We start from the raw sequence: 26,653 nt of genomic DNA, 5'->3' as shown, positions 1-26,653 counted from the left end.
GAGGGGCGGGGCGCTCAGCTCAGGACCGTGCGGGGGCCGGTGACCTCCGCGCCGTGTTCCCGGACCCGGCGGCGCAGCGCGCGGTCGGCGGTGACGACCAGGCACGGGCGGCCCGCGGCCGCCGCCGCGAGGTCCACGATGCGGTCGTCACCACTGCCGGGGGCCTCCTCGACACGCACCCCGGGCACCGGGGTCACGCCCCGGGCGGCGCCCTCCACCACCAGGACCAGCTCCACGGGGCCGGGCAGACCGTCCACGCCGGACCGCGCCATGGGCGCCAGCCGGTCGCGCAGACGCTCGGCCGCGGCGCGGCGGTCGCGCCACCAGCCGTCGGGCACCGATCCGACGACATTCGCACCGTCGACGATGAGCAGGGGCAAAGGCTCGCCCCTACCGCCCGGTTCGCTCGGTTTGTCCGATGTGTCTGCCATGTCGATAACAGCCTTGTTGTGTCGGATGCGTGGCGGGCTCAGTGTGTCACGGGCCTGCTCGCCCACCGGCGTGTGATCTCCGTGACCGCGTCGGCCGCCCGGTCGGCGGGCCGTCCGCCCGCGCGCACCGTGGGGGAGAACTCGACGTGCAGGAACGGCACATGGTCGTCGTCGGCCACCCGGCCCTGCATATTGGTCCGGCCCTCCAGGGGGCAGGACCGCACCCAGGCCCGGCACACCCGGAAGCCGTGGCCGCGCAGGTCGTCGGCGAGGTCGCGACCGTCCTGCTTGCCCGCCGACCCGGCGCCGGTGGAGGTGATCACGTCGTACTCGGGCGCGGCGGAGGCGGCGAAGCCGTGCAACTGGATCCCGGGCATCCCGCGGCGGGCCAGTTCGGCGCAGATGGCGTGGAAAACGGTGTCCAGGCGGTGCGCCACGTCCGCGGAGTTACCGGCTCCTGCTTTGCGATGTGCACCTGCGATGACCAGGATCCCGCCGGGTGAGCCGCGCAGCACCCGGACTCCCAGCTGCTCGGTGCCCAGGTCGAAGCCCGGGTGCGGGACCTGGACCGACCAGCTCGGGTGGTGGTCCAGATCGAGGTAGACCCGACCCCAGCCGCGCGGTGTCACGGCGGAGTCGGTGCGGTCGGCCACCTCGGTGTAGCGATGCCCCGAGGGGCGGTCGAAAACCGTGCGCACGGTGAAGTCGCGTTGCGAAAGCTGCTGTTCCGCTTGTTTGCGATGGCCGTCGAGCAACAGACCGACGGCTGTGGCGATGTCCTCCCGGTCGGACCGTCCGGGGTGCAGATAGCCCCGGCCGGGGCCGAACCGGCCGGTGTAGTCCGCCACCTCGCGCGCCAGGTCGATCTGCTCGGCGCCCTTCGGGACGGGCCGGCCGGCCTGGCCGGCACCGTCGTCCGTGTCGCGGAGCAGAGCGACGAGACCCCCGGCGAGGCCAGCGGTGACGAGCAGAATTATTGCGATCGTTATGACGCGTGAGCGATGGGCTCTCATGGTTGTATCAAGATATCTTGGTGAACAGACGCCGTAGCCGGACCCTGCTGTCCCTGCTGACCCCGCTCGCTCTCCTCGCCGCCACCTCCGGCTGCGGTCTCCTGTCGGACGACGGTGCCCCCAGCGGCGGGCGCAGCTTCACCGTCGCCGCCGCCGGGGACATCCTGATGCACCCCGAGCTGGTCGACCAGGCGCGCAAGGACGCCAAGCGCACCGGCAAGGGTGTGGACGGGCTGGACTTCGGGCCGATGATGGCCGGCATCAAGCCGCTGATCAGCAAGGCGGACCTGGCGATCTGCCACTTCGAGCCGGTGATGGGCCCGGCGAAGGGCCCGTTCGAGGGCTTCCCGGACTTCCAGGTGCCGCCGCAGCAGGCGAAGACGATCAAGGACATCGGCTACGACACCTGCTCCACCGCCTCCAACCACACCCTCGACCACGGCTACGAGGGCGTGAAGCGCACCCTGGACGCGCTGGACGCCGCCGGGCTGAAGCACACCGGCTCCTTCCGGACCCAGAAGGAGGCGCTCACCCCGCTGGTCATGAACGTCAAGGGCGTCAAGGTCGCGCAGATATCCTTCGCCTACGGCTTCAACGAGCCGCACACGCTGCCGAAGGACAAGCCGTGGCTGGCCAACGAGCAGGACCTGGGCCGGATCAAGGCCGCCGAGCAGCGGGCCCGCAAGGCCGGCGCCGACGTGGTGATCCTCTCCCTGCACTGGGGCCGCGAGCATCATCCGGAGCCGTCCGCCGGGCAGATATCCTTCGCCCGGAAGATCGCCCGGAACACCGGCATCAACCTGGTCATCGGCCACCACGCGCACGTCGTGGAGCCGATGGAGAAGGTCGACGGCACCTGGATCAGCTACGGCCTCGGCAACCAGATCGCCCGGCACGAGGTGCCGACGGGTCTGACCGAGGAGGGCGTGGTCGCCTGGTTCACCTTCACCGAGCGCGGCAAGGGCCAGTGGGACGTCCAGCCGCGCTTCGAGCCGACGCTGCTGACGATCCCGCCGGACGCCGAGAACGTCCGGGACGGCGGCACCGCCGCCTACTCCGACGACGACGTGCGGGACTACCGCCTGCTGGACGTGCCGGCCGCGCTGCGCGACGACCACGGCCTCACGGACGCCCAGAAGGCCCGGCTGCGGCTCGCCTTCGAGCGCACCGAGGGCACCCTGCTGAACCGTGGCGCGGGCGCGGACGGACTGAAGCCGCTGAACCCGCTGCCGTAGCAGAACCTGGACAGGATGTGAACAAGGCTCGAACGGGTTCCGTACTGGAAGTCCATATGTCCGTTCTTGACCTGCGGTTGCGCAATGTTGCCTAGATCACGTCCGACTTACTGCAACTTAACCCGTCCCTTACATGTCTGAGCTTTCCGGGCGCGGTCTTACATTCACGTGCCCGGACCGTATTTCCTGAGAGGACCCGTTCTGTGGCGTCATCGCCCCCGGCGCGGCAGCACCGAGCCCGCCGCCGAGCCGACATGTCGCTGATCGGAGGCATCCGCCCGCCGATCGCGGTTCTCTCGGCACTCCTGCTGACGCTCGCCGCCATCACCGCGCTGGTGCTGGGCCGCGTCGACGACGCCGGAGTGCCGAAGGCGGTGCTGACGTCCCAGCAGCACTTCGCCGAGGACGGCGCGGTCGCGCTGCGCGCCTCCATCGACGAGTCCGTCACCGACGTCACCCGCTCCGCCGCGCTGTTCAGCGCCGGGCAGCCGGTCTCCGGCGACGCCGTCCTCGACAAGCTCGGCAGCACCTACCAGAAGTGGATGGGCACCGCCGTCGTCGAGATCCGCTCCGGCAAGCTGGTCGCGGCCCGCGGTGAGACGGTGCCGCTGACCGATGTGGACCTCTCCAGCCTCAGCGGCGAGGACGGACTGGCCCCGCGCATGGTCCGGCTGAAGAACGGCGAGGTGCGGCTGCTCTCCTTCGGCCTGCTGACCTGGCCGGGCAAGTCGCAGCTGCTGCTCGTGGCCTCCAGGAACCTGAAGTTCCCCGGCATCAGCCTCGGCCAGTTCCGCTCCATCGCCGTGGTCGACGCGGGCGGCGCGATCCTCAGCAGCGACGGCATCGCCGACCCCGCGTCGGCGCGCAACAGCATCGACCGCAAGGACCTGCAGACCTCCCGCAAGCAGCTGAAGGACTTCGCCGAGCGGGCCTCCCACCGGGCGCAGCAGGACCCGCGCAGCAGCAAGGAACCCGGCAGCGGCGGCTACCAGGGCGTCAGCGGCAGCCTGCTCGGCGGCAAGCTGCTCGGCGACCGGTCCGTCGCCGGATACGCCACGCTCGCCGCGGCCCAGCCCGGCGAGGGCACCACCGCCTCCGGGCTCGGCCTGTCCGTGGTCGCCATGGTCAAGGTGACCGAGGAGGCCGCCCCGGCCGGCTCCCCGGTGTTCGGAGTGCTGGCGGCCGGCGCGCTGCTCGTCGTCGGCGCCCTGGCCGTGGCGGTGCTGCTGGGTACCGTCCAGCGCCCGCTCATCCGGCTGTTCCTGGAGTCCCGCCGGCTCACCCGCGGCGACCTGACCCGGCCGGTGACCGTCCCCGGCTACGGCGAGGCGCGCCGCATCGGCGGTGCCCTGGAACGGCTGCGCCGCCAGCTGCTCGGTGAGAGCGCCGAGGCCACCGGCTCGGCCGAACGCCCGCGCGGGCTGCGCCGGGTGGGCACACCTGCCCTCCTCGCGATCTGCGCGGTGCTGCTGCTGGCCTGGTCCGCACCGCTGATGCTGCTGTTCAACCGCGCGGACAACACGGCCGACGTCCCCCGGCAGCTCGTCAACGACCAGCGCGAACGCACCGACACGCTCAGCGACCGGGTGCGCCGCGCGCTGAACGAGGGCGACGCCGACCTGCAGTCCGTGGCCTCCCTGATCGGCGACAAGACCTCGCCCGAGGCCATGGAGACGGTGCTGGAGCACACGTACAACGAGAACAAGCGCTACCGCTCCCTCTACGTCGTCGACTCCCACGGTGAGGTCCAGGCCCGCGAGGGCAAGAAGCCCCAGGTGGACGAGTCCGACCGGAACTCCGGCAAGCCCATCCGGCTGCTGGGCCGCGGCGGCAAGGAGCCCGTGGTCGTCGCCGCCGCCGAGATACCCGGCCGGGGCGGAGCCCACCTGGTCGGCGAGTTCCGCGTCGAGTTCTTCAACGCGCTGCTGACCCGGCCGGGGCTCGGCGTGGTCCGGCTCGTGGACGACCAGAACAAGATCATCGCCGGCAACACCGGCTTCCTCGCCTTCCAGTCGCTGCCCGACGACCACCTGAAGGACCTCGTCGCGGCCAGCGCCCAGCAGCTGGGCAAGAAGCCACAGCCGAGCGGCGTGCTCTACCGCGAGAACGGCGCGCGGATCGCCGCCGCCGCGCCGTTCTCCGGCAGCGGCTCGGCCGAGGCGCTGCACTGGAGCGTGGTCAGCTGGCAGCCCGTGGACCGGCTCGCCATCCCCGAGTACGACGCCCAGAACCGCACCGTCCTCGCCGGTCTGCTCGGCGCCGCCGCGGCCGTCGCCTGCCTGGGCTGGCTGCACATCGTGGTCGCCCGGCCGCTGAGCACCCTGGCCGACCGGGCCGAGGCGCTGGCCGGAGGCGACCGCAAGACCGTGCTCTTCCCGCAGCACCACGACGAGGTGGGCGCCGTCACCCGCTCGCTGGAACTCGTCCGGCAGCAACTGCAGGACCAGCGCCGGCAGCAGCCCCGCCGCACCCCGCCCCCGCCGGCCGCCCGGCAGCAGCCCACGCCGCAGCAGTCCGAGCGGCGGCAGGACCCGCCCGAGCAGCCCACGTCCCGGCAGCACCTGCCCGAGCAGTACGGCCCGCGCGAGGACCCGCCCCATGAGGCCACGCCCCAGCCGTACCCGCCGCAGCAGTACCCGCCCCAGCAGTACACAAGGAACTGATCACCCGTGCTCTTCCTCTACACCGTGCTGCTGGTCTGCTGTGCGATCCTGCTCGCCGCGGGCATCGTGGAGCAGCGGCGGCACTTCGACAACCTGGACCACATACCCACCCGGGTCCTGGTCAACGGCATCCGCGGCAAGTCCTCCATCACCCGGCTGTGCGCGGGTGCCCTGCGCGGCGGCGACCTGGTCACCGTCGCCAAGACCACCGGCACCGCGGCCCGCTTCATCCACCCGGACGCCACCGAGGAGCCGGTCTACCGCAAGTTCGGCATCGCCAACGTGGTCGAGCAGATCGGCATCGTGCGCCGGGCCGCCGCGTACAAGCCGGACGCGCTGGTCATCGAGTGCATGGCCGTCATGCCGGCCCTGCAGGAGATCAACCAGTCCAAGCTGATCCGCTCCACCATCGGCGTGCTGTGCAACGTCCGTGAGGACCACCTCGCCGAGATGGGCCCCACGCTGGACGACGTCGCTCGCTCGCTGTGCCGCTCGATGCCCGAGGACGGCATCTGCGTCACCGCCGAGAAGGACCGCTTCCACATCCTCCAGGAGGAGGCGGACGCCCGGAACTGCAAGCTGATCTACGCCGACCCGGAGACCGTCACCGACGAGGAGCTGCGCGGCTTCAGCTGGTTCACCTTCAAGGAGAACGTGGCCATCGCCCTCACCGTCGCCGAACTCCTCGGCGTCGACCGCGAGACGGCCCTGCAGGGCATGTACGACGCCCCGCCGGACCCCGGTGTCCTCTCCGTCGAGCGCTACCAGACGCCCGAGGGCAAGAAGCTGCGCTTCGCCAACGTCTTCGCGGCCAACGACCCCGAGTCGACGCTGATGAACATCAACCAGCTGCTCGACCTCGGCGCCATCCACCGCCCGCTCAACGTGGTCATCAACTGCCGCCCCGACCGTGTCGAACGCAACGGGCAGATGGGCGAGATCATCCCCGACCTCGACCCCGAGCGCGTCTTCGTCATCGGCCACCCGGCCAAGTCCGCCATCGACGCCATCCCCGCCGAGTTCCGCTCGCGCGCCGTCGACCTCGGTGGCGACAAGCGCGACGCCGAGGAGTTCATGGGCAAGATGCTGGACATGCTCGGCCAGGACTCGTCGATGGTCGCGATCGGCAACATCCACGGCCAGGGCGAGATCCTGCTGGAGCATCTCGCCGAACTGCCGCCGGACGAGAGCGCCGACGAACCGGTGGCCACCGCGCCCGCGACCCCGGCCGGCCGCGCCGAGGCCACGCCCGCCGCGGCCGACCCCAGCGAGACCATGCAGCTGTACGCACCCCGCATCGACCCGTACCAGCACTACTCGGAGGCGTACGAGTCGCGCTACGCGCAGCACCAGCAGCCGTCCGTCCCCCAGATCCCGGTGCAGCGCGACAGCGCGCACGACTACCCGCACCAGCAGCCGGTGCACCAGTCCGGAGACCAGCAGGCACAGTCGCACGGCACCTGGACCGGTCCCCAGCCGGACCAGGGCGGCCGGCCCGCCCTGCCCCCGGCCGATGCGGCCCAGCCCCGCGGGCTGTTCGAACCCCGTATCCAGCCCCAGCATTCCGCCGACGACAGCCAGCAGTGGCACAGCCCAGGAGAACAGCGTTGATCCCCTCCGTCCTCACCCCCGAGATCGCCGCGATCGGCATCGGCCTGGGGCTGATGTTCTCGCTCATGTGCTACCTGACGACCAACCTGTCGCCGGGCGGCATGATCACCCCGGGCTGGCTCGCGCTCACCCTCATCGAGGACCTCCAGCGGGCCGCGCTGGTGGTCGGCGTGACCGTGCTGACGTACCTCGCCACCCTGCTCATGCAGAAGTTCGTGATCCTGTACGGCAAGCGGCTCTTCGCGGCGGTCGTGCTCAGCGGCGTGCTCATCCAGGCCACCGTGATCATCGTGCTGCAGATGGAGTTCCCGCTGCTGTACGCGAACCAGACGCTCGGCTTCATCGTGCCCGGCCTGATCGGCTACCAGCTGGTCCGCCAGCCCAAGGGCGCGACCCTGCTGTCCGTCGCCTCCGTCTCGCTCGCCACCTATGTGGTGCTGACCGCCGGCATCCTCCTCGGCGCCATGCCGACCGCCTGAACCGCCCGAACCCGACGTACTCCTGGAGCCCCCAACCATGCCGAAGCGCAAAGGCCGCCCCGTCGTCCACACGGTGACGGTCCTGGCGCTGCTCGCGGGCAGCGCCTACTTCACCTACGAACTGCGCAAGGACGAGCAGGCGAAGCTCCCCGCCGGCCAGACGATCACCGAGAACCTGCAGGGTTCGGGCAAGGCGACCGGCAAGCAGACCTGGGAGCGGCTGAGCAACCCGGCGCGCTCGGTGCTGCGCGACGGCAAGGGCGCGGTCATCGCCACCTTCACGGACGGCGCCCGTACGGCCACCCTGAAGGGTCCGACGCGGACCTTCACCGAACCGGTCAACACCACCACCAAGGTGGTCACCGACGACTGGGTCCGCCTGATGCCGGAGAGCTGGACCAAGGGCGCCGAGAAGCAGCAGTGGTTCAAGGACTGGTTCAAGCAGTACTACGGCAGCGAGGAGGACGACATCTTCGCGTTCGCCTTCCAGTACATCCAGGGCGCGCCGGTCAAGAAGGACGACCAGGGCGTCCAGTACGCGGGCCACGCCTTCTACGGGCCCCTGAAGACCGACGGCGTCGACCGCTACGAACAGACCGACTTCTACGACTACCTGGGCATCCCGTACACCTTCCGGGACGGGGTCACGGTGTACCCGCAGAAGGACCGCCTGCGCTCCGTCGACTGCTCCGGCTATCTGCGGCTGGTGTACGGCTACCGCGCCCGCTTCCCGCTGATGTCGGACAACGTGCACGGCGACGGACTGCCGCGCACCGCCGACGGCATGGCCCGCGGCAAGGAGGGCGTCGACATCATCAAGCTCCAGGGTCCGAGCCCCTGGTACGTGCGGCCGCAGAACATCGACGTACTGCAGCCCGGCGACCTGCTGTTCTTCAAGATGGACCACCGCACCGCCAACCACATGGACCACTCCGCGATCTACCTGGGGCCGGACACCGAGGGCCACAAGGTCTTCATCTCCAGCCGCAAGGAGCAGAACGGCCCCACCATCGGCGATCAGGGCGGTGTCTCGCGCCTCGACGGCGACGGCTTCTACGCCAAGCTGTTCCGCAGCGCGAAGCGGCTGTGAGCGGGCGGCCGGGGGCCGTGCCGGCCCCACGGCTTAGAGTGAACCGGTGAACGGCGACTGGTTCCTGCGCGGCCGGGACGGCCGGCTCAGTGTCTACCAGCTGTCGGGCGACGCCGTCCGGTGCCGGGCGGAGCGCGAGCCCGGCGGTCCCTGGACCGCCCCGCGCACCGTCGGCGGCGACCAGAGGCTGCATCCCGTCCTGGCGATCGGTCAGGGCGCCGACGGCTACGCCCACCTGGTCTCCTGGCGGCCCACCGTCAAGGGTGAGTCGGGCCTGGTCCACTCCACCCACTTCCGCCCCCGCCTCTCCGCCCTGGACTGGCACCCGATCGGCCACCCGCTGACGAAGGGCGACCGCACCGGCACCCCCGCGGTCGCCGTCGACGCCCAGGGCCGCGCCCATGTCTTCGTGCCCGACGGCCAGGGCGGGGTGCGGCTGCTCACGCAGAAGGAGAAGGGCGGCTGGGCGGCCTGGCGGGACCTGAAGGGCAACGGGGCAGGGGACGGGCTCGCGGCGGTGACGGGGGAGTCCGGCCGGGTCGAGCTGTACGCGGCCGGCCCCGACGGCATCCAGTACTGGCGCCAGGAGGAGCCGGCCGCCGAGCCGGTCCCGGCGGAATCCCTGCGGGCCACGGTCCGCCCGGGCACCCTGCACGCCCTCGCCACCTCGCCCGACAGCACCACCCTCTACTACACCGACACCTCCGGCGCCCTGTGCGCCTGGCGCCCCGGCGGCAAGCCGGTCACCCTGCTGCCGTCGGCCGGCCACGGCCCGGTCTCGGCGGTGCGCTGCGACCTCGACGGCCACGACTGCACCCTGCTCGCCCAGCGCTCGGCGGACGGCCGGGTCGCCTTCGCCGCCTACCCGACCGAACAGGAGTCGGCGGGCGCCTGGTGGACCGAGTCGGGTCCGCAACTGCCCGTGGACGCACGGGTGTCGCTGGCGACGGACGAGGACGACCGGGTCGTGGCGGCGACGTTGTCCCCGTCGACCGGCCAACTCCTGCTGACCCGCCGCAAGGACGAACCGGGCCTGGCGCTGGAGGCGTGGCGGCAGGTCTGAACCGCCGGCGCCGACCGCCGAGGTGTACGGCGGCCTGGCGGAACAGCGGGCGTACGAGAGCCCCGGCCGGAGCAGCGGCGGGCGCCGACCGGTCGAAACGCCGGGTGCCCGCACCCCGACAGGAGTGCGGGCACCCGGCGTTCACCGGTGAGGCGTTACGCCGGCACGCTCGCCACGCCCGGGGCCAGGAACTTCTTGCCGTTCACCCGCTCCGAGACGCCCTCGCGGTCCAGGTACGGCGTGATGCCGCCCAGGTGGAAGGGCCAGCCGGCACCGGTGATCAGGCAGAGGTCGATGTCCTGGGCCTCGGCGACGACGCCCTCGTCGAGCATGAGCCCGATCTCCTGCGCCACCGCGTCGAGCACACGGGCCCGCACCTGCTCCTCGGTCAGGACGACATCGCCCTGCTTGAGCAGCGCGGCGACCTCCGGGTCCAGCTCCGGCTTGCCGCTGTCGTAGACGTAGAAGCCGCGCTTGCCCGCCTCGACGACGGCCTTGAGGTTCGGGGAGACCTTGAACCGCTCCGGGAACGCGCCGTGCAGCGTCTCGGAGACGTGCAGGCCGATCGCCGGGCCGACCAGCTCCAGCAGCACCAGCGGGGACATCGGCAGACCGAGCGGCTCGATCGCCTTCTCGGCGACCTCGACCGGGGTGCCCTCGTCGATGACGTTCTGGATCTCGCCCATGAAGCGGGTCAGGATGCGGTTCACGACGAACGCCGGGGCGTCCTTGGTGAGGACCGCGGTCTTCTTCAGCTTCTTGGCGACGGCGAACGCCGTGGCCAGCGAGGCGTCGTCGGTCTTCTCGCCGCGGACGATCTCCAGCAGCGGCAGGATCGCGACCGGGTTGAAGAAGTGGAAGCCGACGACCCGCTCGGGGTGCTTCAGCTTCGACGCCATCTCCGACACGGACAGCGAGGAGGTGTTGGTGGCGAGGATCGCGTGCGCCGGGGCGACCGCCTCGACCTCCGCGAACACCTGCTGCTTGACGCCGATCTCCTCGAACACGGCCTCGATGACGAAGTCCGCGTCGGAGAAGCCCTCGGCCTTGTCCAGCACACCGGTGACCAGGGCCTTGAGGCGGTTGGCCTTGTCCTGGTTGATCCGGCCCTTGGCGAGCAGCTTGTCGATCTCGGCGTGGACGTAGCCCACACCCTTGTCGACGCGCTCCTGGTCGATGTCGGTCAGCACGACCGGCACCTCCAGACGGCGCAGGAAGAGCAGCGCGAGCTGGCTGGCCATCAGACCGGCGCCGACGACACCGACCTTGGTGACCGGACGCGCCAGGTTCTTGTCCGGGGCGCCGGCGGGACGCTTGCCGCGCTTCTGGACGAGGTTGAACGCGTAGATGCCGGCGCGCAGTTCGCCACCCATGATCAGGTCGGCGAGGGCCCGGTCCTCGGCGTCGTAGCCCTGCTGCAGGTCGCCGTTCTTGGCGGCCGCGATGATGTCCAGGGCGCGGTAGGCGGCCGGAGCCGCGCCGTGCACCTTGGAGTCCGCGATGAAGCGGCCCTTGGCGACGGCCTGGTCCCAGCCCTCGCCGCGGTCGATCACCGGGCGCTCGACCTCGACGTCGCCCTCGAGGACCTGAGCGGTCCAGATCAGCGACTGCTCCAGGAAGTCCGCGCCCTCGAAGATCGCGTCGGCGATGCCGAGCTCGAAGACCTGCTTGCCCTTGAGCTGCTTGTTCTGGTTCAGGGAGTTCTCGATGATGACCGAGACGGCCTTGTCGGCGCCGATCAGGTTCGGCAGCAGGGTGCAGCCGCCCCAGCCGGGGACCAGACCGAGGAAGACCTCGGGCAGCGAGAACGCCGGGATCGCCTTGGAGACGGTCCGGTAGCTGCAGTGCAGGCCGACCTCGACGCCGCCGCCCATCGCCGCGCCGTTGTAGTAGGCGAACGTGGGAACGGCCAGCTGCGACAGGCGCTTGAAGACCTCGTGGCCGCCCTTGCCGATGGCGAGCGCGTGCTCGTGCTCCTTGAGGATCTCCACGCCCTTGAGGTCGGCGCCGACCGCGAAGATGAACGGCTTGCCGGTGATGCCGACGCCGACGATCCCGCCGTCCGCCGCCTCCTTCTCGACCTGGTCGATCGCGGCGTTCAGGTTCGCCAGCGAGCCGGGGCCGAAGGTGGTCGGCTTGGTGTGGTCGAAGCCGTTGTCCAGCGTGATCAGCGCGAAACGGCCAGCGCCGAACGGCAGGTCGAAGTGGCGGACGTGCGCACTGGTGACGACCTCGTCCGGGAACAGCTCCGAAGCCTGCTTCAGAAGCTCGGTGGTGGTGCTCACTTGTCCCCCTCGAAGTGCGGGTTCTCCCAGATGACCGTCGCGCCCATGCCGAAGCCGACGCACATGGTGGTCAGGCCGTAGCGGACGTCCGGCTGCTCCTCGAACTGGCGGGCCAGCTGCGTCATCAGACGCACGCCGGAGGAGGCCAGCGGGTGACCGAAGGCGATGGCGCCGCCGTACTGGTTGACGCGCTCGTCGTCGTCCGCGATGCCGTAATGGTCGAGGAGGGCCAGGACCTGGACGGCGAAGGCCTCGTTGATCTCGAACAGACCGATGTCGGAGATGGACAGGCCCGCCTTGGCGAGGGCCTTCTCCGTCGCCGGGATCGGGCCGTAGCCCATGACCTCCGGCTCGACGCCCGCGAAGGCGTACGAGACGAGACGCATCTTGACCGGCAGCCCGTTCTCGCGGGCGAAGTCCTCGCTCGCGATGATCGACGCGGTGGCGCCGTCGTTCAGACCGGCCGCGTTACCGGCGGTGACCCGTCCGTGGACGCGGAACGGGGTCTTGAGGCCGGCCAGGTTCTCCAGGGTCGTACCCGGGCGCATCGGCTCGTCGGCGGTGACGAGACCCCAGCCGGTCTCACCACCCTCCGGGTTCGTCCGGCGCACCGAGATCGGCACCAGGTCCTGCTGGATCTTGCCGTTGGCGTACGCCTTGGCGGCCTTCTCCTGCGAGCGCACCGCGTACTCGTCGGCGCGCTGCTTGGTGATGTGCGGGTAGCGGTCGTGCAGGTTCTCCGCGGTCATGCCCATGAACAGGGCGGACTCGTCGACCAGCTTCTCGCTGACGAAGCGCGGGTTCGGGTCCACGCCCTCGCCCATCGGGTGGCGGCCCATGTGCTCGACACCACCGGCGATGACGGCGTCGTAGGCACCGAAGGCGATCGAGCCGGCCGTGGCCGTCACGGCGGTCAGGGCGCCGGCGCACATGCGGTCGATCGAGTAGCCGGGGACGGACTGCGGCAGGCCCGCGAGGATGCCGGCCGTACGGCCGAGCGTCAGACCCTGGTCACCGATCTGGGTGGTCGCGGCGATGGCGACCTCGTCGATCTTCTTGGGGTCCAGACCGGGGTTGCGGCGCAGCAGCTCCCGGATCGCCTTCACGACGAGGTCGTCGGCGCGGGTCTCGTGGTAGATGCCCTTCGGGCCCGCCTTGCCGAACGGGGTGCGGACGCCGTCAACGAAGACGACGTCCCTGACGGTACGAGGCACGATGGCTCTCCTCCAGATGCGGGATGGCACTGCTGCGCTGCGCTGAGCGCGCGCTCAGGGCCCATGCTACTTACGAGTAACGTGACTGCCCAGTCCTCTCGGCTGGAGCGGCGAACGTCACATCCGCACGCCGGGTGACCGAAGCGCATCGAAGGGGAGCGGGGAAACCGCGTGCTCGACCCGACCAGGTCGTGACTCATCGCCGACACGGCCCGCGGCACGCGCGGCCCCGTCCGCGCAGCCGTCGGCCGGAACCGGGCCGCCCGCCCCCACGGGGCCCCGCCGCCAGGATCTTGGCGTGATCTCGACGTCCCTGTTCCGCTTCCGCGGCCCGTCTGGCGCCCGCGGGCGGCGGCGACCGGGTGACGCGCTCAGGCCCCCTTGGCCGACAGCGCCGACACCAGTACCGGCGTCACCAGCTCCACCTGCCACGCCCGCGCGCCGTACCCCGCCAGTGCGTCCTCCACCGACCCGGTGTCCACGCTCCTCGGCGGCTCCCAGCAGATCCGCCGAACCGTGTCGGGGGAGATCAGGTTCTCCTGGGGCATGTTGAGCCGCTCGGCGAGAGCCGTCACCCCTGCCCGGGCCGCGGCCAGGCGCGCCGCGGCGGCGGGGTCCTTGTCGGCCCAGGCGCGCGGCGGCGGGGGCCCGGTCACGGGCTGACCCGGCTGGGGCAGCGCGGTGTCCGGCAGGGACCGGGCCCGGTCCACCGCCGCCTGCCACTGCTCCAGCTGCCGCCGCCCCATCCGGTGCCCGAACCCGTTCAGCGCGGCCAGCGCGTGCACACTGCCGGGCAGGGCGAGCGCGGCCTCCACGATGGCCGCGTCGCTCAGCACCTTGCCGGGTGACACGTCCCGCCGCTGGGCGATCCGGTCCCGCGTCTCCCACAGCTCCCGTACGACGCCGAGCTGCCGGCGCCTGCGCACCTTGTGCATCCCGGACGTGCGCCGCCAGGGATCCTTCCTCGGCTCGGCCGGCGGCGCGGCCGCGATCGCGTCGAACTCCTGCAGGGCCCACTCCAGCTTGCCCTGCCGGTCCAGCTCCTTCTCCAGGGCGTCGCGCAGGTCGATGAGGAGTTCCACGTCGAGCGCGGCGTACCTGAGCCAGGGCTCGGGCAGCGGCCGGGTCGACCAGTCGACGGCGGAGTGGCCCTTCTCGAGGACGAAGCCGAGGACGCCCTCGACCATCGCGCCGAGGCCGACCCGGGGGAACCCGGCGAGCCGGCCGGCCAGCTCGGTGTCGAAGAGACGGGTCGGGAGCATGCCTATCTCGCGCAGGCAGGGCAGGTCCTGGGTGGCCGCGTGCAGCACCCACTCGACGCCGGACAGGGCCTCGCCGAGCCCGGACAGGTCGGGGCAGGCCACGGGGTCGATCAACGCGCTCCCGGCGCCCTCGCGGCGCAGCTGCACCAGATAGGCGCGCTGGCCGTAGCGGTAGCCGGAGGCGCGCTCGGCGTCGACGGCGACCGGGCCGGAGCCCGCGGCGAAGGCGGCGACCACCTCCGCGAGCGCGGCCGCGTCGGTGACGACGGGCGGGATGCCCTCACGGGGTTCGAGCAGCGGTGTCGGCGCCCCCGTCACAGAAGATCCGGCGTCGTCCGGAGGGGTACCCCCGGTGGTGCGCAGGGAGCCGTCTGCTGCGGTGTCTTGGGCGTCGGTCACCTGTCAAGGGTATCCGTGCGTGGACGTCGCCCGTCGCCGGAACGTTCCGTCGACGGGCACGGGAGGGTCGTAAACCAGTCAGGTCGGTGAAAGGCGCGGTTCACGTGAGTGAACCCCGGGGTTGCCGCGGGCGGCTCAGTGGATGATCCCGGTGCGCAGGGCCACGGCCACCATGCCGGCCCGGTCGCCCGTGCCCAGCTTGCGCGCGATGCGGGCGAGGTGGCTCTTGACGGTCAGGGCGGACAGGCCCATCGAGACGCCGATCGCCTTGTTGGACTGGCCCTCCGCGACCAGCCGCAGCACCTCGACCTCACGTCCGGACAGCTCGCGGTAGCCGCCCGGGTGGCTCGGGGCACCCGGGGGGCGGCGGTGCATCCGGGCGGCGCCGAGGGGAGCGGCGCCGGGCCGGGCGGGCAGGCCGATGTTGGTACGGGTGCCGGTGACGACGTACCCCTTGACCCCGCCGGCCAGGGCGTTGCGCACGGCGCCGATGTCGTCGGCGGCGGACAGCGCCAGCCCGTTGGGCCAGCCCGCGGCGCGGGTCTCGGAGAGCAGGGTCAGGCCGGAGCCGTCGGGCAGGTGGACGTCGGCGACGCAGATGTCGCGCGGGTTGCCGATGCGGGGACGGGCCTCCGCGACGGACGAGGCCTCGATGACATCGCGCACGCCGAGAGCCCACAGATGGCGGGTGACGGTGGAGCGGACGCGCGGGTCGGCCACGACCACCATGGCGGTCGGCTTGTTCGGGCGGTAGGCGACCAGGCTTGCGGGCTGCTCGAGGAGAACGGACACCAGGCCTCCTGGGTGGGGGGGACGGGGCCGGCTTGTGGGGAGGAAGCCGGGACGAACCGTGCTTTCAAGGTCACAGTCGTCTTCGGCAGCAAACTCGTCCGCCTTTAGAGAATGATCACGATCTAGTGAGTAACAATCTGCGCAATTCGGACACGCGATCGATCATCCGAAGATCGAGTCGGCCCGAGCGGGTGCGATTCCGGGTCGGAAAGTGGCCGTATCGACAAAGGGATGGTCAATAAGGCGCCCATGCGGATGACGCCGCCGACAACCGCCGGTCGGCTCACCGTCACATCACCGCGGCTGCGGGCCCCTGCGCTGCGGCAGCGTCACCACCGAGGCGTCGCCCGGCCCGGCCGGCGGCAGGCCCGCGACCTGGGCCAGCAGGTCGCACCAGGACGTCAGGTGGGAGGCCGTGTCCGGCACCCCGCCCAGCCCCTCGCGGGGCGTCCAGGACGCCCTGATCTCGATCTGCGAGGCCGACGGCCGCTCGGCCAGACCGCCGAAGTAGTGCGAACTCGCGCGCGTGATCGTCCCGCTCGGCTCGCCGTAGCCCAGCCCGCGCGCCTGCAGCGCCCCGGTCAGCCACGACCAGCACACCTCGGGCAGCAGCGGATCAGCCGCCATCTCCGGCTCCAGCTCCGCGCGCACCAGCGTCACCAGCCGGAACGTTCCGCGCCAGGCGTCGTGGCCCGCCGGGTCGTGCAGCAGCACCAGCCGGCCGTCGGCCAGCTCCTGCTCGCCGTCGGCCACCACGGCCTCCAGCGCGTACGCGTACGGGGCGAGCCGTTGCGGGGCGGGCGTGGGCTCCACCTCGACCTGCGGCCGCAGCCGGCTGCTGCGCAGGGCGTCGACCGCGGCCCGGAAAGCCGGCGGACCCGCGGTACTCGAGCGTCGGTCCGCCTCCTCGGTGTCCTTCACGTCGTCCATTCCGTCGGCGCTGTCCGACATTCGTCCGTGAGCCGCAGCCATGCGGGGAAGAGTAAGGGGAAGCGGGGCCTTGTGCAGGGCAAGACACCCCGCGCCGTCGCCTGCCGCCGTCATGCGAGACTTGCCCCGTGACCGCCAACGACAGCATGCAGCCGACAGCGACGTACGACAGCGCCTTCCTCAGGGCGTGCAGGCGCGAGCCCGTGCCGCACACCCCGGTGTGGTTCATGCGTCAGGCCGGCCGCTCCCTGCCCGAGTACCGCAAGGTGCGCGAGGGCATCCCCATGCTCGAATCGTGCATGCGTCCCGAGCTGGTCACCGAGATCACCCTGCAGCCGGTGCGCCGGCACAACGTGGACGCGGCGATCTACTTCAGCGACATCGTCGTCCCGCTGAAGGCCATCGGCATCGGCCTCGACATCAAGCCCGGTGTCGGCCCGGTCGTCGACCAGCCCATCCGCACCCGCGCCGACCTGGCCCGGCTGCGCGACCTGACACCCGAGGACGTCCCCTACGTCACCGAGGCGATCGGCCTGCTCACCCGGGAGCTGGGCCCCACCCCGCTGATCGGTTTCGCGGGCGCGCCTTTCACCCTCGCGAGCTACCTGGTCGAGGGCGGCCCCTCGCGCACGTTCGAGAACGCCAAGGCGATGATGTACGGCGACCCCGAGTTGTGGGCCGACCTGCTGGACCGCCTGGCCGACATCACGGCCGCCTTCCTGAAGGTGCAGATCGAGGCCGGTGCGAGCGCGGTCCAGCTGTTCGACTCCTGGGTCGGCGCGCTCGCCCCGGCGGACTACCGGCGCTCGGTCATGCCCTTCTCCTCGAAGGTCTTCGACGCCGTGGCCGGCTACGGCGTCCCGCGCATCCACTTCGGCGTCGGCACCGGTGAGCTGCTGAAGCTCATGGGCGAGGCCGGCGCGGACGTGGTGGGTGTCGACTGGCGGGTCCCGCTGGACAAGGCGCACCGCCGTGTCGGCCCCGGCAAGGCGCTGCAAGGCAACCTCGACCCCACGGTCCTGTTCACCGACAAGGACACCGTCGAGGTCCGGGCCCGCGAGGTGCTGGACGCGGCCGCCGGCCTGGAGGGCCACGTCTTCAACCTCGGCCACGGGGTTCCGCCGAACACCGACCCGGACGCGCTCACCCGCCTCGTGGAGTACGTCCACGCGCAGACGGCGCGCTGAGTCACCACGTGTAGCGGGGCCGTGCCCGTCTGCCGAACAGCAGGCCGCGCGGCTCCGGCGGGGGCGGCGTGCCGGGCTTGAGCGGCCAGGCGAGCAGCATGCCGGCCAGGAAGCCGACCACGTGCGCCGCGTACGCCACCGTGCCGGGCCCGGACACACCGTGCCCCGAGGAGTACACCGCCTGCAGCGCGAACCAGAAGCCCAGCACCAGCCAGGCGGGCAGCCTGAGCGGCAGGAAGACCAGGAACGGGACGAGGACCCAGACCCGCGCGCCCGGCCACAGCACGAGGTAGGCGCCGAGGACCCCGGCGATCGCGCCCGAGGCGCCGATCAGCGGGTCCCCCGAGGTGGCGTTGAACAGCGCGAAGCCGTAGCCGGCGGCGTAGCCGCAGACGACGTAGAAGAGGAAGTAGCGGATGTGCCCCATCCGGTCCTCGACGTTGTTGCCGAAGATCAGCAGGAAGAGCATGTTCCCGAGCAGGTGCAGCCAGCTGCCGTGCAGGAACATCGCCGTGAAGACCGACAGCGGCGGCGACTTGTCGTAGGACGGCGGGGCCACGACGCAGCCCGGGCCGTGCGGGCCCACGCCGATGTCCCCCGTCGGCACCAGCCCGGGCAGCTGATGGTGGATCAGTTCCCTGGGGACCGCCGCGTACCGGTCCATGAAGGCCTGCAGATGGCACAACCGCGCCAGGTCGCCGCCGCCCGCCGCGGGACCGGCCATGCCGGGCATGGTGACGAACACGAGGACGTTCACGGCGATCAGCGCGTACGTCACCCAGGGGGTACGGCGCAGCGGGTTCACGTCATGGACCGGGATGACCACACAGGACTACTGCCCGGGATGGGGCGGGCGAACCGGTGAACGGCGCGGGGTGGCCGTGCGTATCTGTTCTCAACCGACGTGAGGACAGGCGATGACGAACGCTCCGCAGGTGACGGCGATGCATGCTCTGCCCGATGGAGAGGCCGAGCTGTCTTTGGTGGTACGGCTTCCCTGGGAGGACGTCGCGCGGCTCGGCCAGGAGGCCGGCCGGCTGGCCTCGCAGATGCAGCGGCCGGTGACGCTGGACGAGGCGGTGAGTTACCGGCTGCGGTCCAGCCGGCCGGCCGCCTCGCACGCGAAGCCGGCCGGGGAGCAGCCGGCCGCGGTGTCCGCTCTGCCGCGGATCAGCACAACCGCCTAGACCCCGCGACACCGGGATGATCCGAACGACATCCCCTAGGAGGCGCGTACCCTCGCCGCCGCCTTTCTCGCCGCCACCAGTACCGGGTCCCACACCGGTGAGAAAGGCGGGGCGTAGCCCAGGTCCAGGGCCGTCATCTGCTCCACCGTCATCCGCGCGGTCAGCGCCACCGCGGCGATGTCGACCCGTTTCGCCGCGCCCTCCCTGCCGACGATCTGGACGCCCAGCAGCCGGCCCGTGCCGCGCTCGGCGAGCATCTTGACCGTCATCGGGGAGGCGCCGGGGTAGTAACCGGCGCGGCTGGTGGACTCGATGGTGACGGTCTCGTACCGCAGGCCCACCCGGCGGGCGTCCTTCTCGCGCAGGCCCGTGCGGGCGATCTCCAGGTCGCAGACCTTGCTGACCGCCGTGCCGACCACGCCGGGGAAGGTGGCGTAACCACCGCCGACGGCGCTGCCGATCACCTGGCCGTGCTTGTTGGCGTGGGTGCCGAGGGGGACGTACTGCTCCTGGCCCGAGACCAGGTTCAGCACCTCCACGCAGTCGCCGCCCGCCCAGATGTTCTCGTGCCCGCGCACCCGCATCGCGAGGTCCGTCAGCAGTCCGCCGTGGGCGCCGAGCGGGAGGCCCGCGGCCTGGGCGAGAGCCGTCTCCGGACGGACACCGATGCCGAGGATCACCACGTCCGCGGGGTACTCGGCGTCCTGCGTGACGACCGCGCGGGCCCGGCCGTCCTCCCCGGTGAGGATCTTGGTGACCTCGGCGTCGTTCACCATGGTGATGCCGAGACCCTCCATGGCCCGGTGCACCAGGCGGCCCATGTCCGCGTCGAGGGTCGACATGGGCTCCTTGCCGCGGTTGACGACCGTCACCCCGAAGCCGTGGTTGATCAGCGCCTCGGCCATCTCCACGCCGATGTATCCGGCCCCGACGACCACCGCCTGCCGGCCACGCGCGCGTGCCAGCGTGTCCAGCAGGGCCTGGCCGTCGTCCAGGGTCTGCACGCCGTGCACGCCGGGGGCGTCCGTGCCGGGCAGGTCGGGGCGGACCGGGCGCGCGCCGGTCGCGATGACGAGCTTGTCGTACGCCGTCCAGGACTCGGCGCCGGAATCGACGTCACGCGCGCGTACCCGCTGTCCGGCCACGTCGATCTCCGTGACCTCGGTCCGCAGCCGCAGATCGATGCCCCGCGCGCGGTGCTCCTCGGGCGTGCGGGCGATCAGGGCGTCCCGCTCGGGGACGTCGCCGCCCACCCAGTACGGGATGCCGCACGCCGAGAAGGAGGTGAAGTGGCCGCGTTCGAACGCCACGATCTCCAGTTCGCCGGGCCCCTTCAGCCGGCGTGCCTGCGACGCCGCGGACATCCCCGCGGCGTCACCGCCGATCACGACCAGTCGTTCCGTCCCGCCCCGCCCATCGCGCATGCTCATGGGAACACGCTACGGGGCGAGGGCATGCCAGGCCTCGTGCATATCAGTCACGGTCGGGCCGCTCACCGGCGGACCCCGCCGCCGCGCGGGCCGACGGCGGCGTCCCCGGCGCGGCCGTCGCCGCGGCGGGCTCCCGGCGGCGCGGCAGCCGAGGGCGTACGACCCGCAGCCACAGCAGGGCCGACAGCGCCGCGAAGGCCGCGAACGGCAGGACGGCACCGAGCCCGAGGGCGATCCAGCGCAGCATCGCGACGAACACGTGCCAGCCGCCCGACAGCGCGTCCCCGATGCCGGGCGAGTCGTCACCGACGCCCGAGCGCCCCGGAACGTTGGTGCCGGGTGGTTCCGAAGCGGTCACGGTCCGGCCTCGGCCCGGGCGACGGCCCGCGCCGCGGCGGACCTCGGGCCCCGGCGGGAGTGTCCGTGCGGTCTGAGAGAGTGGGGGCATGAGCGCAACGGGTACGCGTACGGGGCATGTCGTCGTCATCGGAGCCGGAATCGCCGGGCTGTCCGCCGCCCACCGGCTGCTCGGGCGCGGCGCGCGCGTGACCGTGCTGGAGGCCGCGGACCGGGTCGGCGGAAAGCTGCTGCCCGGTGAGATCGCGGGCGTGCGGGTGGATCTGGGCGCCGAGTCGATGCTCGCCCGCCGCCCCGAGGCCGTGACCCTCGCGCGCGAGGTGGGCCTGACCGGGCGGCTCCAGGCGCCCGCCACCGCGACCGCCTCGATCTGGACCCGCGGCGCCCTGCGCCCCATGCCCAAGGGCCATGTCATGGGCGTGCCCGGCACCGCCGCCGCCCTCAGCGGCGTGCTGTCCGGCGAGGGCCTCGCCCGCATCGAGCGCGACGCCGACCTGCCGCGCACCGAGGTCGGCGACGACATCGCCGTGGGGGAGTACGTGGCCGCCCGGCTCGGCCGCGAGGTCGTCGACCGCCTGGTCGAACCCCTGCTCGGCGGGGTGTACGCGGGCGACGCGTACCGCATCTCCATGCGCTCGGCCGTCCCGCAGCTCTTCCAGGCCGCCCGCACCCACGCCTCGCTCACCGAGGGAGTCCGCGAGATCCAGGCCAGGGCGGCGGCCGGCCCGCAGACCGGACCGGTCTTCATGGGCATCGAGGGCGGAGTGGGCACGCTGCCGCTCGCGGTCGCCGACTCCGTCCGGGCGCGCGGCGCGGAGATCCTGACCGGCACGCCGGTCACCGGGCTGCGCCGCCAGGCGTCCGGCGGCTGGCGGATCTCCGCCGGCCCGCGCGAGCTGCGCGCCGACGCCGTGATCGTCGCCGTACCCGCCCCGGCCGCCGCCCGGCTGCTGCGCGCCGAGTCCCCGGAGGCCGCCGCCGAACTGGCCGCCGTCGAGTACGCGTCGATGGCGCTGGTCACCCTCGCCTACCGCCGCTGCGACCTGAGCCTTCCGGAGGGCAGCGGCTTCCTGGTCCCGCCGGTCGACGGCCGCACCATCAAGGCGTCCACGTTCGCCTCCCACAAATGGGGCTGGATCGCCGAGGAGGACCCGGACGTGATGGTGCTGCGCACCTCCGTGGGCCGCCACGGCGAGACGGAGATCCTGCAGCGGGACGACACCGCCCTGGTCGAGGTGTCCCGGCACGACCTGCGCGAGGCCACCGGCCTGGCCGCCGTCCCCCTGGAAACCCGGGTCACCCGCTGGACCGACGGTCTGCCGCAGTACCCGGTCGGGCATCACGCGCGCGTGGCCCGCATCCGCGAGCACGTCGCCAAGCTGCCGGGCCTCGCGGTGTGCGGCGCGCAGTACGACGGCGTGGGCATCCCGGCCTGCATCGCGAGTGCCCACGCCGCCGTCGACCAGCTCGGCGGCGACCTCACGGGTGTCCGGGAGCTGACGGCCAACCCGGTGCAGAGCCTCCACGGCGGAGCGGGAGAATAGGGACCATGAGTGACGACGCCTCCACCACCGAGTCCGGCAGGATCCCGAACAAGGGCAAGCTGGCCAAGGACCTCAACGAGGTCATCCGCTACACCCTGTGGTCGGTCTTCAAGCTGAAGGACGTGCTGCCGCAGGACCGCGCCGGTTACGCCGACGAGGTCCAGGAGCTGTTCGACCAGCTCGCCGCCAAGGACGTGACGATCCGCGGCACCTACGACCTCTCCGGACTGCGCGCCGACGCAGACCTCATGATCTGGTGGCACGCCGAGACCAGCGACCAGCTGCAGGAGGCGTACAACCTCTTCCGCCGCACGAAGCTCGGCCGCGCGCTCGAACCCGTGTGGTCCAACATGGCGCTGCACCGCCCGGCCGAGTTCAACCGCTCGCACATCCCGGCGTTCCTCGCCGACGAGACGCCCCGCGACTACGTGAGCGTCTACCCGTTCGTGCGCTCCTACGACTGGTACCTGCTGCCCGACGAGGACCGCCGCCGCATGCTCGCCGACCACGGCAAGATGGCCCGCGGCTACCCGGACGTGCGCGCCAACACGGTCGCCTCGTTCTCCCTCGGCGACTACGAGTGGATCCTGGCCTTCGAGGCCGACGAGCTGTACCGCATCGTCGACCTCATGCGCCACCTGCGCGCCTCCGAGGCCCGGATGCACGTCCGCGAGGAGGTCCCGTTCTACACGGGCCGCCGCAAGGACATCGGGGACCTGGTGGCGGGCCTGGCCTGACCGGCGCCTCTGCGGGTCCCTTACCGCCGGCCACTTCGAAGAGCGCCCCGCCGGGCCTCTTTCGCCGGCCCCGTCGCCGCCGAAGGCAACCGGTGCGGCGCGCACGCCGCGCGCCGCCCGGGAACGCGGCCCTCCAGCAGGTAGGCCTCGAAGTGGCCGTTGACACACTGGTTGGCGCCGCCCCCGATGCCGTGCGTACCCGCGTCCCGCTCGGTCACCAGCACCGAGCCGGCCAGCCGCCGGTTCATCTCCAGCGCCCCCGGGTACGGTGCCGCCGCGTCCCGCTCGGCCGCCAGGATCAGCACCGGCGGCAGTTCACCGACCCCGGTCCGCACGTCCACCGGCTGCTGGCGGGGCGCCGGCCAGAAGGCGCACGGCAGGTTCATCCACGCGTTGTCCCAGGTCTCGAAGGGCGCCACCCGGGCGAGCCGGGTGTTGTCCCGGTCCCACACCCTCCAGTCCGTCGGCCAGGGCGCGTCGTTGCACTCGACTGCGGTGTAGACCGCGTTGCCGTTCTCCGCCTCTGCGGCCGTCTTCAGGTCCGGCGCGGCCAGCCGCACCAGCGGCTTCGGATCGCCGTGCAGATACGCCGACAGCGCCTGGGCCCGGCTCGGCCAGAAGTCGTCGTAGTACCCGGCCCGCAGGAACGCGTTCTGCAGCTGACCGGGACCGACCTTCCCGCCGGCCGCCTTGCCGGCCAGCCGCTCCCGGGCGGTGTCGTAGCTGCGCTGCACCTTCTCGGAGGTGTCACCGAGCTTGTAGACGTCGTTGTGGCGGGCGATCCAGTCCCGGAAGTCCGCCCAGCGCTCCTCGAACGCGGCCGACTGGTCGAGGTTGTTGCGGTACCAGACCTTGGCCGGGTCCGGGTTCACCGCCGAGTCCAGCACCATGCGCCGCAGATGCGAGGGGAACAGCGTCGCGTACAACGCGCCGAAGTAGGTGCCGTACGACGCCCCGACGAAGGTCAGCTGGTTCTCGCCCAGCGCGGCCCGCAGGACGTCGAGGTCCCGGGCGTTGTTCAGGGAGGTGTAGAAACGCAGCCTGTCCCCGCCGCGCTGGGCGCAGCCGCGCGCGTACGCCCTGGCCGCGGCGATCTGCTCCCGCTTGTACGCCTCCGACGGGTGCGGCGGTGACGCGGTGGGCGCCTTGAGGAAGTGCTTCGGGTCCTCGCAGGACAGCGGCGCCGAACGGCCCACGCCGCGCGGGGCGTAGCCGACCAGGTCGTAGGCGGCGGCGATCCGCTTCCACTCCGGGACCGCGCCGACCAGCGGGAAGTACATGCTGGACCCGCCGGGGCCGCCCGGGTTGTAGACCAGGGCGCCCTGCCGGGGGACCTTCCGCTTGCTGTTGTGCGGGTCCTTCTGGGTCGCCAGGGCCCGGCTGACGGTCAGGGTGATCTGCTTGCCGTTCGGGTGGGCGTAGTCGAGCGGGACGCTCACCGTGCCGCACTGCACGTTCTTCGGGGCTTTCGGCACGTCGGCGGGGGAGCACGCGCCGAAGGCGATGCCGGTCGCCCGGGCGCGGGCCACGGCCACCCCGGTGCCGCGCAGCTCGGCCGCGCCGGGGACACCGGTCGCCGGGCCGGCGGCGGGCGCGCCGCCCGCCGGTGCCGCGGCCAGGGTGGTCAGGAGCAGGGTCCCGGCGGCGGAGTACAGGGCGGCAGCTCTCATCGCGCTATCCCTTCGGTGCAACGGAGGCGATGGCACGGCTGCCACGGCCCGGCGACAACAGAAGGGATATTTCGGTCGGCCGTCGGTGAAGGCAAGCACCATCGGGCCGGTGTCGGCGTCAATGCCCCCTATGCGCCCCCGAAGCCGCCCTCACTCCCGCCAGGGCTGGTCGCGGTGGGTGAACGCGGCGCGCAGCTCGGGCTCGCCGATCGCGCGGATCCCGCGCACGGCGACCGAGGTGAGGAACGACCGCTCGTCGCCGGCCGGCCTGCGCACGAGCGCGCCGAGCAGCCGCTGTCCGGCCGGGGAGGCCCAGCGGGTGTACGGATGCACCTCGAACCGGGCGATGAGCAGGCAGCTCAGGGCCAGGGTGAGGGGCAGGGCGAACCACAGGCCGACCAGCAGCCGGGGCGCCTCGGTCGGGACGGGCAGCAGCAGCGCGCTCACGCCGAGCGCCGCCACGGCCAGCGCGGCGGCACGCACCTGGCGGACGGCGGCCCCCACGGACGTACCGGCGTCGTCGGGTACGGCGAGACCGGCGCGCACCAGCCGGTCGGCGAGGCGCCGCACGGCCTCGGCACCGGCCGCCCGCGCCCGCACCGGCGCGATCCGCGACTGACCCTCCGGACCTATGGCGCCTATGACGGACTGCTCGATCTCGTCGTGCCCGCGCGGGTCCACGACCGTGGCCCAGCCGGTGTGCGCGAGAAGCAGACGGCGCTGGCGGGCCATGGAGACCAGGGTCACGTCGGCGACCCGGGCGGGGCCGCCGGAGAGGAAGGCCGCCTCGTACAACGTGAGAGCGCGCTCCTGGTCCGGCGTCGCGGCAGGCGTGTCCAAGGCCGCCGCGCGGACGGCGGCCAGACACAGCCGGGTGCACGCCGTACCAGCGAAAACCCAGGCCAGGAGCAGGAGGAGGAGCCAGAACATGAAGTTTTTCTATGTCAGAGCCCGGCCCGAACACCATGCCCTGTTCATCATCCGGACACAGTGTCAGTGGTATGTGACGTTCCGTTTCGGGACCGGGTCAGGGGCTGCTCGCCGCCGGCGGAGGGCTGGCGGCGGCGGGCGGCAGGGAGTACGACGCGTCCGGCGAGGGCTCGACCGGCACGGCGGCGCTCGGGGCGGCCGCCGGCGGGGTCGGCACGGGGGTGGGCGAGGCCGCCAGGTCCCTCGCGAGCGAGGCGAAGTCGACGTACCCCGTCGCCTCCAGGACCTTGATGTGGTCCAGGACGGTCGCGTTGGCGTCGTCGGCGAGGTCGCGGACCAGGGAGTTCTGGGTACCGGCCCGGACCTGGGCGACCAGCGCGAACACCCGGCCGTGGGCGAGCCGGAGGATGCCGGCGAACCGGCGGTCGAAGTCCTGCCCCTTCGCCGCCCTCAGCGTGGTGAGCCACTGCGCCTGCTGCTCGTTCGGCCCGTTCGGCAGCGGTACGCCGAGCTGGGTGGCGACGGTGCGCACATGCGCGTCCAGCGAGGTGTGCCCGTCCACGAGGTGCTGGCCCGCGGTGCGTACGGCGGCCGTGGTGCCCTTCTGCTCCGCCAGCTCGCCGGCGGGCAGCTCCCAGAGGCCCGCGAGCCGGACCTTGGTGATGAAGTCCCGGTCCTGCGCGGACAGGGGGCCGTACGGAGTGGTGACGCTCTGCGCGCTCAGCACGTTCGCGTCGGCCGCGCCCTGGCGGTCGGCGTACGACCAGAGCGGGTAGAGCAGCGCCACGGCGGTCGCCGCGAGGGCCGCGATGACGAGACCGGTGCCGCTGAATATGCCTCGGCCCTTGATCGGGGGGCGGGGTCGCATGGCGCCTCCTGTAGCGCACCGCACGCGAGTGTGCAGGGGGTGGTGCGGCTTGGCATATTACGCGGGTTCCCTCGCGGGCCCTGCGGGGCCGGGGCGGGGTGCGCAGGGGGCGGAGCCGGAGTGTGCGCAGGGGCCGGGGCGGGTGCAAGGGGGAGTGGGCCGGGGTGCGGAGGGCGGTGCGGGTTCGTGGTGGGGTGGGTGCGTGAAGGGGGCGGGGGGGGGGGCGTCGGCGCCCTCGGGTGCGTTGTGGCTGGTCGCGCGGTTCCCCGCGCCCGT

At 72.2% G+C, this 26,653-nt stretch carries 22 protein-coding genes and 1 pseudogene; 10 read left to right on the top strand and 13 right to left on the bottom strand.

Going from position 1 to position 26,653, the window contains the following annotated elements:
- Positions 1-14: 14 nt before the first annotated feature.
- A complete protein-coding gene (locus tag IE244_RS10410) occupies positions 15-431 on the bottom strand; it encodes a PIN domain-containing protein (RefSeq protein ID WP_191872727.1) in 417 nt (138 codons plus the stop codon).
- A 38-nt stretch (positions 432-469) separates the two neighbouring features.
- Complete coding sequence (locus IE244_RS10405; RefSeq protein WP_191872726.1) at positions 470-1,444, bottom strand: hypothetical protein; 975 nt, start codon at positions 1,442-1,444, stop codon at positions 470-472.
- Positions 1,445-1,461: 17 nt separating this feature from the next.
- Between IE244_RS10405 and IE244_RS10400 the strand changes: the two genes are divergently transcribed.
- The 6 genes from IE244_RS10400 (at position 1,462) to IE244_RS10375 (ending at position 9,585) form a co-directional block, all read left to right on the top strand.
- Entirely contained in the window at positions 1,462-2,679 is a 1,218-nt protein-coding gene (locus tag IE244_RS10400) for a CapA family protein (protein WP_373305731.1), read from the top strand.
- Between the two features lie 254 nt (positions 2,680-2,933).
- Positions 2,934-5,342 (top strand): HAMP domain-containing protein, encoded by a 2,409-nt coding sequence (locus tag IE244_RS10395; protein ID WP_191872724.1) that lies wholly within the window; start codon positions 2,934-2,936, stop codon positions 5,340-5,342.
- A gap of 6 nt (positions 5,343-5,348) precedes the next feature.
- Complete coding sequence (gene pgsB, locus IE244_RS10390; protein WP_191872722.1) at positions 5,349-6,953, top strand: poly-gamma-glutamate synthase PgsB; 1,605 nt, start codon at positions 5,349-5,351, stop codon at positions 6,951-6,953.
- Positions 6,950-7,432, top strand: a complete 483-nt coding sequence (locus IE244_RS10385) for a poly-gamma-glutamate biosynthesis protein PgsC/CapC (protein WP_031169214.1) — start codon at positions 6,950-6,952, stop codon at positions 7,430-7,432. Before pgsB ends, IE244_RS10385 begins: the two co-directional genes overlap by 4 nt.
- A 37-nt stretch (positions 7,433-7,469) precedes the next feature.
- On the top strand, positions 7,470-8,522 hold the full coding sequence (locus tag IE244_RS10380; RefSeq protein WP_191872720.1) for an NlpC/P60 family protein: 1,053 nt from the start codon (positions 7,470-7,472) through the stop codon (positions 8,520-8,522).
- Positions 8,523-8,568: 46 nt separating this feature from the next.
- Positions 8,569-9,585, top strand: a complete 1,017-nt coding sequence (locus IE244_RS10375; protein ID WP_191872718.1) for a DUF8189 domain-containing protein — start codon at positions 8,569-8,571, stop codon at positions 9,583-9,585.
- Positions 9,586-9,740: 155 nt separating this feature from the next.
- On the opposite strand, the gene IE244_RS10370 is transcribed toward IE244_RS10375, so the two are convergent.
- The 5 genes from IE244_RS10370 to IE244_RS10350 form a co-directional block, all read right to left on the bottom strand.
- Positions 9,741-11,870: a 3-hydroxyacyl-CoA dehydrogenase NAD-binding domain-containing protein gene (locus IE244_RS10370; RefSeq protein WP_191872716.1), complete on the bottom strand. Its 2,130-nt coding sequence runs from the start codon at positions 11,868-11,870 to the stop codon at positions 9,741-9,743.
- Positions 11,867-13,084, bottom strand: coding sequence for a thiolase family protein (locus IE244_RS10365; RefSeq protein WP_191872714.1), 1,218 nt, complete (start codon positions 13,082-13,084; stop codon positions 11,867-11,869). Before IE244_RS10365 ends, IE244_RS10370 begins: the two co-directional genes overlap by 4 nt.
- A gap of 371 nt (positions 13,085-13,455) precedes the next feature.
- Positions 13,456-14,745, bottom strand: a complete 1,290-nt coding sequence (locus IE244_RS10360; protein ID WP_191872712.1) for a ribonuclease D — start codon at positions 14,743-14,745, stop codon at positions 13,456-13,458.
- A gap of 135 nt (positions 14,746-14,880) precedes the next feature.
- Complete coding sequence (locus IE244_RS10355; protein WP_031169226.1) at positions 14,881-15,537, bottom strand: response regulator transcription factor; 657 nt, start codon at positions 15,535-15,537, stop codon at positions 14,881-14,883.
- Between the two features lie 294 nt (positions 15,538-15,831).
- On the bottom strand, positions 15,832-16,509 hold the full coding sequence (locus IE244_RS10350; RefSeq protein WP_078963897.1) for a DUF3000 domain-containing protein: 678 nt from the start codon (positions 16,507-16,509) through the stop codon (positions 15,832-15,834).
- A 104-nt stretch (positions 16,510-16,613) separates the two neighbouring features.
- Between IE244_RS10350 and hemE the strand changes: the two genes are divergently transcribed.
- Positions 16,614-17,654: a uroporphyrinogen decarboxylase gene (gene hemE, locus IE244_RS10345; protein ID WP_373305734.1), complete on the top strand. Its 1,041-nt coding sequence runs from the start codon at positions 16,614-16,616 to the stop codon at positions 17,652-17,654.
- A gap of 1 nt (position 17,655) precedes the next feature.
- Here hemE and IE244_RS10340 read toward each other — a convergent pair whose 3' ends face one another.
- A complete protein-coding gene (locus tag IE244_RS10340) occupies positions 17,656-18,480 on the bottom strand; it encodes a rhomboid family intramembrane serine protease (protein WP_191872708.1) in 825 nt (274 codons plus the stop codon).
- Positions 18,481-18,598: 118 nt separating this feature from the next.
- Between IE244_RS10340 and IE244_RS10335 the strand changes: the two are divergent.
- Positions 18,599-18,838: pseudogene (locus IE244_RS10335) on the top strand (hypothetical protein); the annotation flags it as partial.
- 38 nt (positions 18,839-18,876) lie between these two features.
- Here IE244_RS10335 and IE244_RS10330 read toward each other — a convergent pair.
- Positions 18,877-20,271: an FAD-dependent oxidoreductase gene (locus IE244_RS10330; RefSeq protein ID WP_191872706.1), complete on the bottom strand. Its 1,395-nt coding sequence runs from the start codon at positions 20,269-20,271 to the stop codon at positions 18,877-18,879.
- A 43-nt stretch (positions 20,272-20,314) separates the two neighbouring features.
- Positions 20,315-20,629, bottom strand: coding sequence for a DUF4349 domain-containing protein (locus IE244_RS42745; protein WP_373305730.1), 315 nt, complete (start codon positions 20,627-20,629; stop codon positions 20,315-20,317).
- An 88-nt stretch (positions 20,630-20,717) separates the two neighbouring features.
- On the opposite strand from IE244_RS42745, the gene hemG reads away from it, so the two are divergent.
- A complete protein-coding gene (hemG, locus tag IE244_RS10320; protein WP_191872702.1) occupies positions 20,718-22,172 on the top strand; it encodes a protoporphyrinogen oxidase in 1,455 nt (484 codons plus the stop codon).
- Between the two features lie 5 nt (positions 22,173-22,177).
- Complete coding sequence (gene hemQ, locus IE244_RS10315) at positions 22,178-22,909, top strand: hydrogen peroxide-dependent heme synthase (protein WP_191872700.1); 732 nt, start codon at positions 22,178-22,180, stop codon at positions 22,907-22,909.
- Positions 22,910-22,929: 20 nt separating this feature from the next.
- Here hemQ and IE244_RS10310 read toward each other — a convergent pair whose 3' ends face one another.
- The 3 genes from IE244_RS10310 to IE244_RS10300 all read right to left on the bottom strand — a co-directional run bounded on the left by IE244_RS10310 (position 22,930) and on the right by IE244_RS10300 (position 26,377).
- On the bottom strand, positions 22,930-24,579 hold the full coding sequence (locus IE244_RS10310) for an alpha/beta hydrolase (protein WP_191872698.1): 1,650 nt from the start codon (positions 24,577-24,579) through the stop codon (positions 22,930-22,932).
- A 150-nt stretch (positions 24,580-24,729) separates the two neighbouring features.
- Positions 24,730-25,509 carry a TIGR04222 domain-containing membrane protein gene (locus IE244_RS10305; protein ID WP_191872696.1) on the bottom strand — a complete coding sequence of 260 codons (780 nt, stop codon included), beginning with the start codon at positions 25,507-25,509 and terminating at the stop codon, positions 24,730-24,732.
- Positions 25,510-25,606: 97 nt separating this feature from the next.
- Positions 25,607-26,377: a DUF4142 domain-containing protein gene (locus IE244_RS10300; protein WP_191872694.1), complete on the bottom strand. Its 771-nt coding sequence runs from the start codon at positions 26,375-26,377 to the stop codon at positions 25,607-25,609.
- Between the last annotated feature and the right edge of the window lie 276 nt (positions 26,378-26,653).

The organism is Streptomyces filipinensis, assembly GCF_014649495.1.
GTDB lineage: Bacteria > Actinomycetota > Actinomycetes > Streptomycetales > Streptomycetaceae > Streptomyces > Streptomyces filipinensis.
This window is presented reverse-complemented; position numbering and strand designations above follow the sequence as displayed.

Excerpts from the sequence above, each read along its gene's own strand:
- IE244_RS10305 (WP_191872696.1), bottom strand. The coding sequence starts at position 25,509 with ATGTTCTGGCTCCTCCTCCTGCTCCTGGCCTGGGTTTTCGCTGGTACG.
- IE244_RS10380 (WP_191872720.1), top strand. The coding sequence starts at position 7,470 with ATGCCGAAGCGCAAAGGCCGCCCCGTCGTCCACACGGTGACGGTCCTG.
- IE244_RS10395 (WP_191872724.1), top strand. The coding sequence starts at position 2,934 with ATGTCGCTGATCGGAGGCATCCGCCCGCCGATCGCGGTTCTCTCGGCA.
- IE244_RS10330 (WP_191872706.1), bottom strand. The coding sequence starts at position 20,271 with ATGAGCATGCGCGATGGGCGGGGCGGGACGGAACGACTGGTCGTGATC.
- IE244_RS10300 (WP_191872694.1), bottom strand. The coding sequence starts at position 26,377 with ATGCGACCCCGCCCCCCGATCAAGGGCCGAGGCATATTCAGCGGCACC.
- hemQ (WP_191872700.1), top strand. The coding sequence starts at position 22,178 with ATGAGTGACGACGCCTCCACCACCGAGTCCGGCAGGATCCCGAACAAG.
- hemG (WP_191872702.1), top strand. The coding sequence starts at position 20,718 with ATGAGCGCAACGGGTACGCGTACGGGGCATGTCGTCGTCATCGGAGCC.
- hemE (WP_373305734.1), top strand. The coding sequence starts at position 16,614 with ATGCAGCCGACAGCGACGTACGACAGCGCCTTCCTCAGGGCGTGCAGG.
- IE244_RS10405 (WP_191872726.1), bottom strand. The coding sequence starts at position 1,444 with ATGAGAGCCCATCGCTCACGCGTCATAACGATCGCAATAATTCTGCTC.
- IE244_RS10410 (WP_191872727.1), bottom strand. The coding sequence starts at position 431 with ATGGCAGACACATCGGACAAACCGAGCGAACCGGGCGGTAGGGGCGAG.
- IE244_RS10350 (WP_078963897.1), bottom strand. The coding sequence starts at position 16,509 with ATGGCTGCGGCTCACGGACGAATGTCGGACAGCGCCGACGGAATGGAC.
- IE244_RS10310 (WP_191872698.1), bottom strand. The coding sequence starts at position 24,579 with ATGAGAGCTGCCGCCCTGTACTCCGCCGCCGGGACCCTGCTCCTGACC.